Genomic DNA, 14,055 nt, shown 5'->3' on the forward strand with positions numbered 1-14,055 from the left:
CTTTTTTATAATCAGGATCAGTATTATGCAAGTTCAATCAGCCTATGCGTCAGGTATGCAGGGATTGCAGAGTGCTCAACAAGGTTTAGCGCAAGCAACAACATCAGTTGCCACTCCAGAGCAACAAAAACCTGCGGTGCCAAATGTCTCGGTACAAGATACTGTAACCTTAAGTTCTCGTGCCGTTGGGCAAACTGACACCACATCTGCTTTAGTGTCCGCGACTGAATCATCCAACCAAGCTCAAGCATCTGCTAAAGTGATTGAAGTAGCATCTGAGACTGTTGGTAGTTTGATTGATATTGAAGTGTAATCATGAGTGCGGCAATGGTTTCTTCCAATACAGGGTTAGTTAACAGTGCTGCCCAAATAAACCACCGCAATTCATTATCAGCACCACAAGCTCAACCTCATACACAAGCAAAAAATAGTGCTCAAACAACAAATAGTACTCAAGCAAGTAAACCCCAATCTGCTCCGATTATTGCTGTAGACATTCAATCTAATGCAGTTGAAATCAGTTCGCTTAAATCCAGTACAACTCAAACATCGGCCTTCAAAACGCCGATAGATCTAAGCCATGGTTTATTCAGCACTGATTCTCATCACGGATTGCAAACGAATTCGGCATCTACAAATGACATCAAGCCACAACACATTGTTGATTCTAGTTCGGTTAATAGCTACGGTCTAAAAAGTGGCCCACTCAATCTCTATGGTGTATTGAACCGTACACCTATTCAATTACAGGCAACTAACACACCGACTGAAGCGTCAGCCAGTACAGATATAGTAATCAGCTCGGCAATCAGTGATGTTGAAAATACTCAACCGCCAATAGTTAATCAGCCAACCAGCCCTGTAGTAGAAACAAAGACGACAGCGCAAAACTCATCAGTGGACGATTCAACAGTAACTGCAGACGCTGAAGTTTCAAATCGTCAGGATGACACTGCAGAACAGCAAGTTGAGCAACAAGTAAAAGACAAACAACAGCAAATAATACAAGCTGAAAAAAAGCAGATTGATCAACTAGCACAGCGAGATACCGAGGTTAAAACGCACGAACAGGCACATGCTGCCGTAGGTGGAAGTTTAGCGCAAAGTCCAAGTTATCAATATGAAAAAGGGCCCGATGGACGTCGTTATGCAGTGGATGGAGAGGTTAATATTGATGTGTCTACTGTTGATGGTGACGCCCAAGCAACATTAAGTAAAATGCAGAAAGTGTATGCAGCAGCCATGGCTCCTATACAACCGTCAATGGCCGATATTCGTGTGGCGGCGCAAGCATTACAGAACATGAATGAAGCAAAGAAAGAGTTAACGACAAATAATTCAGATTCTTTGTCGTCTACAACAAAGAACAATTCCATTTCTCCAAATAGCCAGGTATTAACTAATGACGTACTTCATGCTGATGATGTAAACCAGAATGAAGAATTGCATTCATCTAACTATTTATTATCGGAACACCAAAGTAGTGAAAAAATTGTCAACGACATTACAGCGGCACAATCAAATCAACAGCATCAATCTTTGGAAATATACGTATAATATCGACTATAAAATGCTATTAAGAAAAATTCATATCTAGGATATAAGATTGTTCTGCAATACCTATCAATACCCGTGATTATTTCTTTACAAATCAAACTGTATATTCCAAATTTACGATAATCATTGCTGAATTAAATTAACTATTAGTTTAAGAACAGTAATGAAGCTTAGGATTATCAATTAGTACTAATCAGCGTCATACCGACAAAGCCAACAGCGAATGTGAGCTAAACGTTAAGCGTCACATTATGTCGCGCTAAAATTAAGTTTTCGAGTAACTTACACGCAGGTCCTTGTTGATTACGATTGGGTACCACTAAATTAAGCATTATTTTACGCTGATAGCTGCCCCGTAAATGTATACGAATAAGCTGTTTATTGGCAATTTCTTGTTCGACTAGAAAACTTGGAATCCAGCAAAAACCAATATTGCGCGATAAAATTATTTTAGCCTCGTGAAAGTTTGACACTGTCCAGCGTTGTTCCGCTTTTAACCAACCAATATCATTACTGGCATTTACCCCTGTATCTTTAATCACTATTTGCAGATATTGTGCTAATTGTTTGTCATCTTCAATCAATTCAAGTTGAGCTAATGGGTGTTCTGGATGGCATACAAGTTCAAAACTCGATTCACATAATGTTTCTGAAATATGGCCTTTAGGTGGTGTTGCACAAATGGCAATATCAACTAGGTTATTTCTAATAAGATCGTGAGTACCTGATATCACTGAATCTATTATGGTTACTCTGGTTCCACGACTTTCGGGTAAAAAGGCCGTTAGCGCTTCAACAAGTTTATCCATCGGATATACTATTTCTCTAGCAATTGTTAGGTTTGGTTCCCAACCTTGGCCTAAATTACTGGCTAATTGTTCGAGCTCTTCAACCGATTGAGTTAGATGGCGGGAGCGACGCAGTAACACTTCACCTTGTTCAGTTAAATAAGCTTTTCGACCTTTTACTTCGAGTAGATTGATACCAAGTTGTTGTTGTAACTTCGATACAGCATGATTGAGTGACGACTGACTTCTATTGAGTTTTTCTGCAGCCTGCGCATAACCTCCAAAATCGACTACAGCTTGGACAATTCGCCATTGTTCTAGAGTTGATTTAGCTCGGCTCATTAAGTGCTCTCTTTATGCGTGACAGACGTTGAGGAGACAAACCTACCTTGAAACAAAAAAGGCAAATGCAGTGCATTTGCCTCAGTTTGTACATCTTTATATTTTAGTGCAATTTTACATTGCTCATAGATGTCTTAGGGTTAACTGATTTAGGTAAATTTCTTTTAGTTGACGCTATATCATTTAAATATGGGCCTTTATGTAATGTTTCTGGCCAATCTAATAACATCATCGCTAGGACGTTTCTGTGCTCACCGCTAGATAACTCTGCTTTACCATGAGGTGATGGGATCATCATAGTGTTGGGATCGTAAGCCGCAATCACGTATTTCTTCACTTTATCAACGACAGGATTATCACCATTACCCGTGATCAAGAAACTAATGCCGACTTCAGTAATAATATCTTCAGTAGTATCAGTTAAAATGCGATCAATGTTTTTTTCAAAATAATCTAGAATCCACTGGTATTCTTTTGGGTCCACTGGGTGTTGATAATACTCACTGGCTGAAAAAATAAAGTGAGTCATGCCATAAATTTTATTTTTATATTGACCTTTTTTGAGCTTATCATCCTTGCTATTAGGGTAGGTTTTAATAAAGGCTTTTTTATAAGCTTCATAATAGTCCCCAACACCAATTTGTTTAGCCCAGTAAACATAGTTAATTAACTGTGCAGCCCAAGCTTTGATCATTTTTTTATCGGTTAAAGCAGGTTCTAGATTGGCATTTTTTAAGGTTTTTATCATTAAATCATGACAAGGTCCTGTAAAGCCAAATTCATCGACACGACTGGAATAACGTAATAAAACATCAGTGTACAGCATAAAATTAGGGTAGGGTGCGATGGCTATTTTACGAGCTTTACCACGAGGACCATTCCCTATCTTATCAGCTTCAATTTTTGATTCACTTTTAATAAAACCAGGCTTGTCCAGATTACAGGAATAATAAAGTTGACGTTCCGCAATGGTAATGAGATCGATTAATGAACCGTTAGCATATTTGTTTTCACCTGTCATACGGAACTGGCGAATAGCATAATGTGCTTGTACACGTGGTGGTAATGAATAAAGGTTGGTTTCTAAATTAGTTTTAATACCTTGATAAACTTGTTCTGCTGTTAAGTTATGAGGTACTTTTTCGACGGTCTCTTTTGCGAAAGCCACACTACTAAACAACGTAGCTGACAATAGTAAGTACGAGAGTGTTTTACTCTTGCGTAGTTCCAGCATGTTTAAATCTCCTGATGAGTGAATGTGTGTCAATCGGTGGGCCAATAAGCCATTCAAGTCGATCGTTTAAGGGTAAATATGTTTCGTTTATAACCAGTAAATCAAATATGTCTCTCGGTGATATTTTGGCTGGTACCTCAGCTATGATTAATTGTGTCAATGCTGTTTGCCATAAAGGAAGATAATGATTAATGCCTTCATTAGCAATAGCTTGATAACTATAAATTGCATCTGTAGCGTTTGGCCATTGTTGGCCAAAGCTCTGTTCAAATGCGGCTGACAATGGTTGATTGTTATTTAGCCAATCATCTTGATCAGTACCTTTAAAGTTACCTTTATATTGATAAAACGTCAGTGCAACTTTTGCTCTGAATACCCATAATTGTTGCTGATATTGTGCAACTAATTGATGGCGTGCAGACAACAAAGGCAAGTCAAGTTGTTGGTTAATGTGGTGCACTAACCACTTCGTTGATATCGCATGGGTATCTAGGTTTTGTACTCTATTGCTGAGAAAATAAAACTGGCTGCTTTGCGCTAAGGATACTATTGCTTGGCTCAAAGCGTAAATTAATTTTTGTTGTTGTTGCAGCCGGGTTAATTGTCGAGGAAAACTTAGCGCATATTGTCCAAATTGATGACCAATGACAGCTTGTTTTATGAGTTGACCATCTACATTTAATCTTGATTTTAGCTTATCTTGTGGATAGGTAAAAATATCACCAAGTAATCGTTGCTGATGCCACACGCGAATAGCTTGCATGTCAGTTAATGGATTATGTTGTTCAGCATCGGACGATGATTGTTTGTTTGTAGTCGAACTTGCCAGTGTAATTAATTCAAACTTGAGTCCTAATGGCTTAAGACTTGCGAATATTTGCTGTAAAAATTCGTTCGAAGTAATCATTTTCATCTTCGATGATTTACTTATACCACTTAATACATGGGCAATATTCCATGGCGCAATATCTAAATTAGTTGTTTGGTTGGTTAAAAATTGTTGTAATAATTGGGGATTTAATCCATAACGAGACAACTCCGATTGTGCAGTATTGTCGTATGCTTGCTGTGTTGCATATTGTTGATGTAATTGATGAATCAACTCAAGAGCGGGTGCCTGTTGGTCTTTTGAGCGAGTTTGATAAGCAAGCCACGCTTGTTTTCTGCAGTGTTCATTGGGTTGTTTAATTAAATATTTGGCAATGCTTATATCAATATTTGCATTGTTGTTAATGTCGTTATCATTTGTTTTAGATTCGCTTTTTGGGCCATTATTGAGCACACAATCCTGCTGATTAAATTGCATTGTGAAATCTTGTTGCGACAATGCTAAATGAATACTTGCTTGAGCACTGTGAAGTTTTGATTTTTCGATTAACGCCCATTGCATCTGTTTTATCGATGCCAAATGCTCCCCTAACTGGTTATAAGGAAGGGCGGCATGTTGTAATTTATTGATAAGGGATTGAGTGGATGGTGCTGCAGTTAATGCATACAGTTCATCAGCAAGATGAAGTTGGCACCACAATAAACCTTGTTTACTTTGGTTGTCGATGACGAAAGGACGATAATATTGAATTCTGTCGTTAAGATTATTTAACGCAAGTGTTTGCTTTTCAAATTCAACAGCTTGCTGTTCAACTGACTGAAAAGTAACAAGGTCATCTTGCACTAGGTTTGGTTGATATTGTAAGCACTGTTCGATGAACAGTGCTAAAGGATTTGCCACAGCATTTGCTGTGACAACAAGATTAAAAAATAGGGTTGCTACAAAAATGCTTTTTAGCATAAGCCACGCGTTCCTCAACTGACATTGCTGAGCTTTTCATCGCTTCAACATGCTTAAGTCGAGGTAGAAGCCCTCTACCATTCGCAATTTGAATTGTTAAGCCTGGACGGGCATTCAATTCTAGCAACAATGGACCTTTATTTTTATCTAACACCATATCGGTACCTAAATACCCTAATTCACACATTTCATAAGCACTAGATGCTGTGTGAAGTAATGTCTCCCAATGAGGCACTTTAATGTCCGATAATGGGAAGTGAGTATCTGGATGCTTATGCGAGGGTAAGTCAAATTGCACTGCATGCAAACTGTTTCCGGTCGCGATATCTAAACCAACACCGACAGCGCCTTGGTGCAAGTTAGCTTTACCGTCAGATGCCGCCGTCGATAAACGTAACATACCCATTACAGGGAAGCCTTTAAACACGATTAAGCGGATGTCAGGGACACCTTCATAACTTAAGCCTTCAAAGACAGGATCAAATTCAATTAATCCTTCAACGATTGCGACATCTGGCTTACCACCTAGAGAAAATAAACCACTTAAAATATTGGATACATGGCGATAAATTTCATTATGAGACACTTCATGACCATTGGCTTTGTAATAACAACCGTTGCTCACTTTGGTGATCACCATAATCCCTTTACCACCAGAACCCTTTGCTGGTTTAATCACAAAACCACTACGGTCCAAGACCATTGCTGGAATGTCTTGGATTTTATGTTGTTCATGAACAACACCAATTAAATCGGGAACCGCAATGCCATTAGCAAGCGCAAGTTGCTTAGTGATTAGTTTGTCATCAACGCGTTTATAAAATTTACGCTGATTATAACGACCAATATAGCTAATATTGCGCCTATTCATGTTGAGTACACCACTACGGCTCAATTCCCAGGGCCAGGCGTACTTCATTATTGTTCTCCAACTAATGGTTTGAAGCGTTTTAGTTCGGTTAAACGGTAACCGGTATATTGTCCCATTACTAATACCAAGGCTAAAATCACTAAATGGATACCTAAAAAGTTGAATACCCAATATTGCACCAATTCATTGTCCATTGCTAAATACGCTAATGTTGCGACAAATAAACTACCACCACCGGATACAAATACTTTTTTAGGACCTTCTTCTTCCCATAAAATTGACATACGTTCGATAGTCCACGCCAAGATGATCATTGGGAAGAACGTAATAGTAAGGCCTTCGCTTAAGCCTAATTTGAATGAGATTAAGGTAAATAAACCAATAATGAAGATCACCACTATTATCACCGCCGATATTCGGGATATTAAGAGTAAGTTGAGTGTCGACAGATAGGAGCGGATCATTAATCCAAAAGCAACGATTAACAAGAAGCCGATTAAGCCAGTCAATAGCGTGGTTTGAATGAAGGCGAGGGCAATCAATACAGGCATAAAAGTACCCGATGTTTTGATCCCGACGATGACACGTAAAAACACGACAACCAATACTCCGATAGGAATTAACAGAATACCTTTAAATGTGCTTTGTTCTTCAAGCGGTAATTGATACAAGGAAAAATCGAACGCATCATCATTCATCATCATATCAATAGATGTTGCCAATGCAGAGCGAGTGTCTTGTAACATAGAGAAATTAACTAATGAATTAGTTCCCCCCATCACATCAAGTACAGAGTGACCAGAATATTCCCATAACACTAAGGTGTTATCACGGCCTTGTTTATTGTTAGCAACATCGAAAAGTACCCATTCGCCATCGTTATAAACTTGAACGTAGGTTGTGAGTTGTTGGCGACGACGTTGATCTTCAAGTTGTAAGCCATTAACCACACGTGCAGGTACACCTTTTGAATGCAACATATGCAAAAAAAGATTGGTTGAGGTATTGGCCGATAACAACAATGCCATGTTTTGACTTTGATTATTATCATTAATCAAATTCATTAGTTGTTGAGCAAAGGATAAGTTAGTTGCACTGCGAGTCCATACTTCTTCAATAACTTGCTCCGCAGCTGATTTTTCTGTCGCGGGCCATAAATAAGGTTCTGGTGTAACGGGTTCTATATCCGTTTCAATATTGAGTTTGCCTGTCGGCACCAATGTGACTCGATAATATAATGCTTGAGGGCCTGAAGCGTCACGAATTGACCAAACTGCACGACGATCCTTAGCATCAGCCGAGATACTTAAGCCATAACCTGGAGAGGATGCATTTTCGACGAGTATGTCAAATGCAGGATCGCTAGGTAATGAAAAATTGACCTCAGCAGGTTGGTTTGTACCAGTAAAACTGACTTTGGCATCGATTGCCCAACTTTGTACCTGTTCACCGGGTAAAAAAGGCACATTGTGGACTAATCCACGATAGATACTGGTACTGATCCCAACTATAAATAGCAGTGCAACGAATATATAAAACGGTTTACGAGAATGCATTACGGATCCTACTTAACTAACGTGGTAATTTGGTTTTTGGCTTTACCATAAATGTAGCTTTGGCCTACATCAACAATGGCGATATCTTTCATAAACTTGCGACCTAGTAATAAAGGATACTCTAGGTGGCTTCTATCCGTTAAGTTTAAATCTGTTTCGGCGGCGTATTTACCTATTTTTAAATGGGCATGAATGACTGGACGACGGTCATCTCCCATATCAGCGTCCTGTTTAATACGGACAAAACGTTCAACTTTAGATTCAAAGGTATTACCTGGTTGATCAATACCGTTAGTCATTACGTCAAAGCGAACCCATTGTATGCCTTCTCGTTCAAATAATACGATATTACGAGCATCCAAAGAGGATGATTCTGCACCGGTATCGATACGTGTTGCAAACTTGGCTTTTACTTCATCAATATAGACACTTTCGACTTCACCTAGGAGAAATTTTTCTCCAATAATGGCTTCAGGGCACTGTTCCGGAACCGCAATGGTTTTAGGCATAGGTGGTTGAACAATAACTGTTTTAGGTTTCTCATTAATTGCTGTGCTGACTTGTGTTTTTAGTTTGCGGATTTCATCAGAAAGAGCACCAATATCACTTATTTGTTGAGCGTTTTGTGAACTCATAGCGTCAATGATCACCGTTTGCGACATTTGCAAACTGCTATTCAGATCAGCATTAGTTAGCGGAGGTGTTGTGGGTTTTTGAGTTGTTGTACAACCCGAAATAAGGGCCGCTACAATGGATAGAGCAATTACCTGCTTTAACATATCAATTCCTGTTGAATAGTATTATTTATACTAAGTCGTGATTCGGTTGGTTCTTGGTTGCAATGATAATGGCTCTTTTGGGTGCAGGATAACCTTCAATGGTTAAACTTACATCATTTGGGTCGAGGTAATCGACTAGAGATTCATTTTTCATCCAAGCAGTGCTGCGTTGTTCTGCTAACGAGGTGATATCGATGTCAACGCAACGAACATTAATAAACTCACATTTTTTTAACCATAACATTAAGGCTGCTACAGAGGGGATAAACCAAACGTTGTTCATTTTGCCATATCTATCTTGTGGAACAAGGACTGCATTCTCATCGCCATCAATCACTAATGTTTCTAATACCAGTTCACCACCAACGCGGAGTTGATCTCGTAATTGTAGTAAATGATCAATAGGAGAGCGACGGTGGTATAGCACACCCATTGAGAATACCGTATCAAAGGCATCTAAAGCGGGTAACTCTTCAATCCCTAAAGGCAGTAAATGTATTGGATGTTGATTTCCTGCAACGCGTTTAATGGCTTCAAACTGACATAAGAATAAAGGTGACGGATCTATTCCGACAACTCGACTCGCTCCCGCCCCCAGCATTCGCCACATATGATAGCCACTACCACAACCGACATCCAATACAGTGCGATTTGCTAATGGTGTGATGTAATCTTTAACCCGATCCCATTTCCAATCGCTTCGCCATTCAGTATCAATTTGAATACCATGAACTAAAAATGGTCCTTTACGCCATGGTTGGAAAACGGCAAGTAAATTAGATAATTTTTCTACTTGTCCAGGGCTAAGTTGTTCACCTGTTCCAATGGTGACAGTACTACTAAAATCAACTTTATCAGGCTGCGGATAATGCAATTTATTGAGGACTTTTTCCCATTTAGGTAAACTCCCGTGATTGTTATCTCGTTGCCATTTCCCTAAAATCGCTGGTAGCGTTTCAAGCCAATGCTGCAGATTTGAATCGGCAATGTCTTTATAAAAAGAACTGAAATTGATCATTTAATGGCTACCATAGATGCAAAGTTAAAACATTGAAACCAAATTGAAAAGTGACTAAAGCCGCTTTCGGTTATACGCTGTTGATGAACATTCAAGCTGTCTGGACGCATAACGTTCTCTAACGCGCTGCGTTTTTGGCTTATTTCGAGCTCACTATACCCATTTGCACGCTTAAAATCTAAATGCTGTTCATCTAACAACTGCTGAATTTGATTATCCTCAAAAAACAACTTTTCAGAAATAATTAAAATTCCGCCGGGTAGCATACCGTCATATATACGTTTAATCAGCGAATTTCGATCCTGGATAGGCAAAAATTGTAATGTGAAATTTAGCACAACCATCGACGCATTTTGAATTTCGACTTCTCTTATATCGGCACACAGTAAATTCACTTGGATGTCGCTGACATAAGCTGCAAGATTTTCGGTACAACGGTCAATCATTGACTGGCTATTGTCAACCGCATAAATATGGCATTCTCGACCTTCAATTTGTCGACGAATACTCAATGTTGCAGAGCCTAACGAACTGCCAAGGTCATAAATATTGCTTTTAGGTGTGACAAAGCGATTAGCAAGATCACCAATGGTATTGATAATTTGTGCGTAACCAGGGACAGAGCGGCGGATCATGTCATTAAATACACCAGCAACACGTTGATCAAATTGAAAATCCGTTATCTTATTGGCTACATTAGCGTATATCGTATCTTGTTGAGATTTCATCAGCTGTAATATGGAAAAGTTAGGATTGTATTTTAGCTAATCAAGGTGAACCGCAGCAAGCATACTATTGCAGATTTGTGAGTTTTTTTTCAAATAGTGGCTACTGTTGTTAATAAGAGCGGTTTTGAATGAGGTTGAATACTGGTATTATCAATAAAAATTCAAAAATTATGCTGTATTTATCCACTCGATACGAAACAATATAGAAAAATGATATTATTTATTTTTGTTGCGAAGATGTAATGTGGATGTTGGTTAATCGATTGGTAACTAATTTGTAGTGATATCAACAGACCCTAGTGTCAACCCAATTTAATATCAACATAAGTTAATGCCAACATAAAGGTGAGGTTGCTCAACATTTTATCAATGAATTATCTGCACATTTAATATAAATCAGCTTATTAGATGAGTAAGTATAAAAAACAAAGTATTAGGGAAAAAACTTGAAATTTATACCTTGGATATTAGCAATTTTATTTACATGGACATCATTACCAGTACAAGCAACTGATTTTGATAAAAATGACTTAGTAGATCAACAATCTCCATTAATTATTGTAATGGGAGAAGATACTTATCCGTTTCAATATTTAGATGACAAAGGTACTCCTGCTGGTATCTTGGTTGATTTGTGGCGTGAATGGTCAGTTTTTTCAGGCACTAAAGTGCAATTTGTATCTCGACATTGGCAGCAGTCACTTGAACAACTTGAAGAGAATAAAGCCGACGTTCATATTGGGATGTCGCAAAATGAGGCCCGGCTTGAAAAATTTGATTTTGCCAATTCATTTACCTCAGTAAATACCTATCTTTATGTGCATAAGTCGCTCAACAGTAAAAAGCAAATAAGTGATTTAGTTCCTTATCAAATAGGTATAGTGACGGGCTCATCACATGAAGCAACATTATCTGCATTAGAGCCCAAGCTTAGCTTTAAACGCTATCAAAACCGTGAACAATTACTACAAGCGGCTGTTAATGGAGACTTGTTTGTTTTTGCCAGTACAGAAGGATACCAACGCAATTTAGAATTAGAACAAGATATTGCGGCAAACTTTTACAGTTCCTCACGTATTCTCATCAAAAAAATAAATCTTTCACCGGCTGTTTCGAAAGGGAACACGGAGCTTATCAACAAAATTAACCGTGGTTTTGAATTGATACCCGCTAAAATAACCAAGCAAATCGAGCGACGTTGGTTAGGTTATCATCGACAAACCTCAGGCGTTGTTATTGCGATGCAAAATAATGTAGAACCTTATATTGATATTGGAACTGATGGTTTGCCACACGGTATGTTGGTTGACTTATGGACATTATGGTCAGAAAAAACCGGTATTAATATTGATTTTGTTGCTGGCGATATGAATAGCACTATTGAAGATGTTAAACGTGGTGTTGCCGATGTTCATATTGGTTACCCAGAAAGTCAAGAAATGCGTACAGGATTAAAGCAAACATGGCATATCATTTCTGTTAAAAGTCGTTTTTTTAGTACTAACCTTAACTTAAAAAATATTAAAAATAATGATATGCGAATAGGTCTATTCCCTACAGCTCCTTATATTAGTGATATTAAAAAAGCGTTTCCTAAGGCACAGATTCGTTTCTATGATTCATTAGACAGTATGGTAAAAGCATCCCGTATCGACGAGATTACAGGTTTTGTGTCTTCAGCTGCAATGACATCGCATTATTTATTGGCTAATAAATTGTGGGCAGAGTTTCGTCAATATGATGATATAGAATTTTCGACAGATATGTATGTGTTAACTCGGATTGATGACAGCGGATTAGCGGACCGTATTCAAGCTGGTTTTAATTTGATATCTGTTGAAGAATTGATACAAATTGAACGTAAATGGTTGATTAATCCAGATGACCGCTTTTTCGCTAGTTCAGCAAATAAAATTAAACTGACGATTCAACAAAAACAATATATTAGTAGTTTAGGCGCAATCAAAATGGGTTACCTAAAGAATTGGGCTCCTATGGAGTTTCAGGGTGAAAATGGTGAGTTTTTAGGGATTAATGCAGATATTAAAAATTTATTAGTCAAGCAACTAAATTTACCCATTATTCCTGTGGCTTATGATGATTTTGGTAATATGATGAATGATCTGATTAAAGGAGAGATTCATCTTGTCGGGAGTATGGCAAAAACGACTGATCGTGAAAATGCTATAGCTTTTTCATTAGCATATTGGCCGTCGTCCTGGGCAATAGTATCTTCTTTAACACAACCTCCAATTTTTAATATTTCACAAGTTGGCGGTAAACGATTGGCTGTGGTTGAAGGCTACCACATCATGGATCAACTCCGTCAACAATACCCGAATTTAAATTTGGTGATAGTGTCAGATACCAAAGAGGGGATGAACTCGGTAATCAAAGGCAAAGCAGATATGTTTGTTGAACAAGTTGCCACATTGGCTACAACCTTAAAAGGTGGTCAATACCCGAGTTTAAAGATGTCGTTATTAGCCGAACTTACTGAGCATAATAGTCATATTGGTTTATTTCCAGGGGTAAAGACATTAGTCCCATTAATTGATCGAGTGATAGCAACCATAGATGAAACCGAACAACAAAACATGTACCAAAAATGGGTATCTTTAGACCTCAATAGTGACACCTCACAATATCAACGTTGGTTGAAATTATCGGTTATTGGTTTTTTAGTTATTTTCTTCATTTCCATTATCATTTTGATGTCAAATCGACGTTTAAATGTTGAAATTCACAAACGTCTTATAGTAGAAGATAACCTTAGATTTGTTGCCAATCATGACAATGTTACCTCACTGCCTAATCGCAGTTTACTTGATGATAAATTAGTACAAGCCACACTCATTCATCAAAGGGACGATTTAAAGTTTGCATTATTATTTATTGATTTGGATGGATTTAAAGCCGTAAATGATCAACATGGTCACCATGTAGGGGATAAATTATTGCAACATATAGCCTTGTTATTAACCCAACTAGTGAGGGAGTCTGATACCGTTTCTCGCTTTGGTGGCGATGAATTTGTGGTGTTATTAAATAATATTGAAGCCAAAGAAAGTGCTCGTCATGTGGCTGAAAATATATTAGCGACATTACAAAAACCATTACTCATTGATGATCTTAACATTACTATTTCGGCCAGTATTGGTATTGCTATTTTTCCTGATGATGCCGATAACGCGACATCGTTATTGAATATATCAGATCAATTAATGTATCAGGCAAAAAAAGTAGGTGGACATCAATATAAAATGAGCTAGTTTGGTTGCTGGTTTTTCAGTCAATCAATCGGGTTTATTCGCTATAGGTCTGGTTAATTGCTGCGATCTGACTGATACTTCAATGCATAAGTTTGAGTCACGGTATATAATGCCGTTTTTA

The 14,055-nt window shown here is 38.1% G+C and carries 11 protein-coding genes; 3 read left to right on the top strand and 8 right to left on the bottom strand.

Annotated features, from left to right (window positions below; translation table 11 throughout):
- The first annotated feature begins 25 nt into the window (after positions 1 to 25).
- Both FCN25_RS19105 and FCN25_RS19110 read left to right on the top strand, forming a co-directional pair.
- Positions 26 to 313: a chemotaxis protein gene (locus FCN25_RS19105; protein WP_137226961.1), complete on the top strand. Its 288-nt coding sequence runs from the start codon at positions 26 to 28 to the stop codon at positions 311 to 313.
- 2 nt (positions 314 to 315) lie between these two features.
- Complete coding sequence (locus FCN25_RS19110) at positions 316 to 1,557, top strand: putative metalloprotease CJM1_0395 family protein (RefSeq protein ID WP_137226962.1); 1,242 nt, start codon at positions 316 to 318, stop codon at positions 1,555 to 1,557.
- A gap of 230 nt (positions 1,558 to 1,787) precedes the next feature.
- Here the strand turns inward: FCN25_RS19110 and FCN25_RS19115 are convergent, their stop codons facing one another.
- From FCN25_RS19115 to cmoA, 8 genes are all read right to left on the bottom strand, one after another.
- Positions 1,788 to 2,687, bottom strand: coding sequence for a LysR family transcriptional regulator (locus FCN25_RS19115; RefSeq protein ID WP_137226963.1), 900 nt, complete (start codon positions 2,685 to 2,687; stop codon positions 1,788 to 1,790).
- 103 nt (positions 2,688 to 2,790) lie between these two features.
- Complete coding sequence (locus tag FCN25_RS19120) at positions 2,791 to 3,921, bottom strand: DUF3541 domain-containing protein (protein WP_137226964.1); 1,131 nt, start codon at positions 3,919 to 3,921, stop codon at positions 2,791 to 2,793.
- Positions 3,899 to 5,710 carry a hypothetical protein gene (locus FCN25_RS19125; protein ID WP_137226965.1) on the bottom strand — a complete coding sequence of 604 codons (1,812 nt, stop codon included), beginning with the start codon at positions 5,708 to 5,710 and terminating at the stop codon, positions 3,899 to 3,901. Before FCN25_RS19125 ends, FCN25_RS19120 begins: the two co-directional genes overlap by 23 nt.
- Positions 5,673 to 6,629 (bottom strand): alpha-L-glutamate ligase-like protein, encoded by a 957-nt coding sequence (locus FCN25_RS19130; protein ID WP_137226966.1) that lies wholly within the window; start codon positions 6,627 to 6,629, stop codon positions 5,673 to 5,675. Before FCN25_RS19130 ends, FCN25_RS19125 begins: the two co-directional genes overlap by 38 nt.
- A complete protein-coding gene (locus FCN25_RS19135) occupies positions 6,629 to 8,137 on the bottom strand; it encodes a UUP1 family membrane protein (RefSeq protein WP_137226967.1) in 1,509 nt (502 codons plus the stop codon). Before FCN25_RS19135 ends, FCN25_RS19130 begins: the two co-directional genes overlap by 1 nt.
- Positions 8,138 to 8,145: 8 nt before the next feature.
- Positions 8,146 to 8,916 (bottom strand): ATP-dependent zinc protease, encoded by a 771-nt coding sequence (locus tag FCN25_RS19140; RefSeq protein WP_137226968.1) that lies wholly within the window; start codon positions 8,914 to 8,916, stop codon positions 8,146 to 8,148.
- A gap of 25 nt (positions 8,917 to 8,941) precedes the next feature.
- Positions 8,942 to 9,934: a tRNA 5-methoxyuridine(34)/uridine 5-oxyacetic acid(34) synthase CmoB gene (cmoB, locus tag FCN25_RS19145; RefSeq protein WP_137226969.1), complete on the bottom strand. Its 993-nt coding sequence runs from the start codon at positions 9,932 to 9,934 to the stop codon at positions 8,942 to 8,944.
- Positions 9,931 to 10,662, bottom strand: a complete 732-nt coding sequence (gene cmoA / locus FCN25_RS19150) for a carboxy-S-adenosyl-L-methionine synthase CmoA (protein WP_137226970.1) — start codon at positions 10,660 to 10,662, stop codon at positions 9,931 to 9,933. Before cmoA ends, cmoB begins: the two co-directional genes overlap by 4 nt.
- Before the next feature lie 446 nt (positions 10,663 to 11,108).
- Here cmoA and FCN25_RS19155 point away from each other — a divergent pair, with 446 nt between their 5' ends.
- Entirely contained in the window at positions 11,109 to 13,934 is a 2,826-nt protein-coding gene (locus FCN25_RS19155; protein ID WP_137226971.1) for a transporter substrate-binding domain-containing protein, read from the top strand.
- Positions 13,935 to 14,055 lie beyond the last annotated feature (121 nt).

Source organism: Shewanella sp. MEBiC00475, from assembly GCF_005234075.1.
GTDB lineage: Bacteria > Pseudomonadota > Gammaproteobacteria > Enterobacterales > Shewanellaceae > Shewanella > Shewanella polaris.

Excerpts from the sequence above, each read along its gene's own strand:
- FCN25_RS19110 (WP_137226962.1), top strand. The coding sequence starts at position 316 with ATGAGTGCGGCAATGGTTTCTTCCAATACAGGGTTAGTTAACAGTGCT.
- FCN25_RS19140 (WP_137226968.1), bottom strand. The coding sequence starts at position 8,916 with ATGTTAAAGCAGGTAATTGCTCTATCCATTGTAGCGGCCCTTATTTCG.
- FCN25_RS19125 (WP_137226965.1), bottom strand. The coding sequence starts at position 5,710 with ATGCTAAAAAGCATTTTTGTAGCAACCCTATTTTTTAATCTTGTTGTC.
- FCN25_RS19130 (WP_137226966.1), bottom strand. The coding sequence starts at position 6,629 with ATGAAGTACGCCTGGCCCTGGGAATTGAGCCGTAGTGGTGTACTCAAC.
- FCN25_RS19135 (WP_137226967.1), bottom strand. The coding sequence starts at position 8,137 with ATGCATTCTCGTAAACCGTTTTATATATTCGTTGCACTGCTATTTATA.
- FCN25_RS19115 (WP_137226963.1), bottom strand. The coding sequence starts at position 2,687 with ATGAGCCGAGCTAAATCAACTCTAGAACAATGGCGAATTGTCCAAGCT.
- FCN25_RS19120 (WP_137226964.1), bottom strand. The coding sequence starts at position 3,921 with ATGCTGGAACTACGCAAGAGTAAAACACTCTCGTACTTACTATTGTCA.
- FCN25_RS19105 (WP_137226961.1), top strand. The coding sequence starts at position 26 with ATGCAAGTTCAATCAGCCTATGCGTCAGGTATGCAGGGATTGCAGAGT.
- cmoA (WP_137226970.1), bottom strand. The coding sequence starts at position 10,662 with ATGAAATCTCAACAAGATACGATATACGCTAATGTAGCCAATAAGATA.
- cmoB (WP_137226969.1), bottom strand. The coding sequence starts at position 9,934 with ATGATCAATTTCAGTTCTTTTTATAAAGACATTGCCGATTCAAATCTG.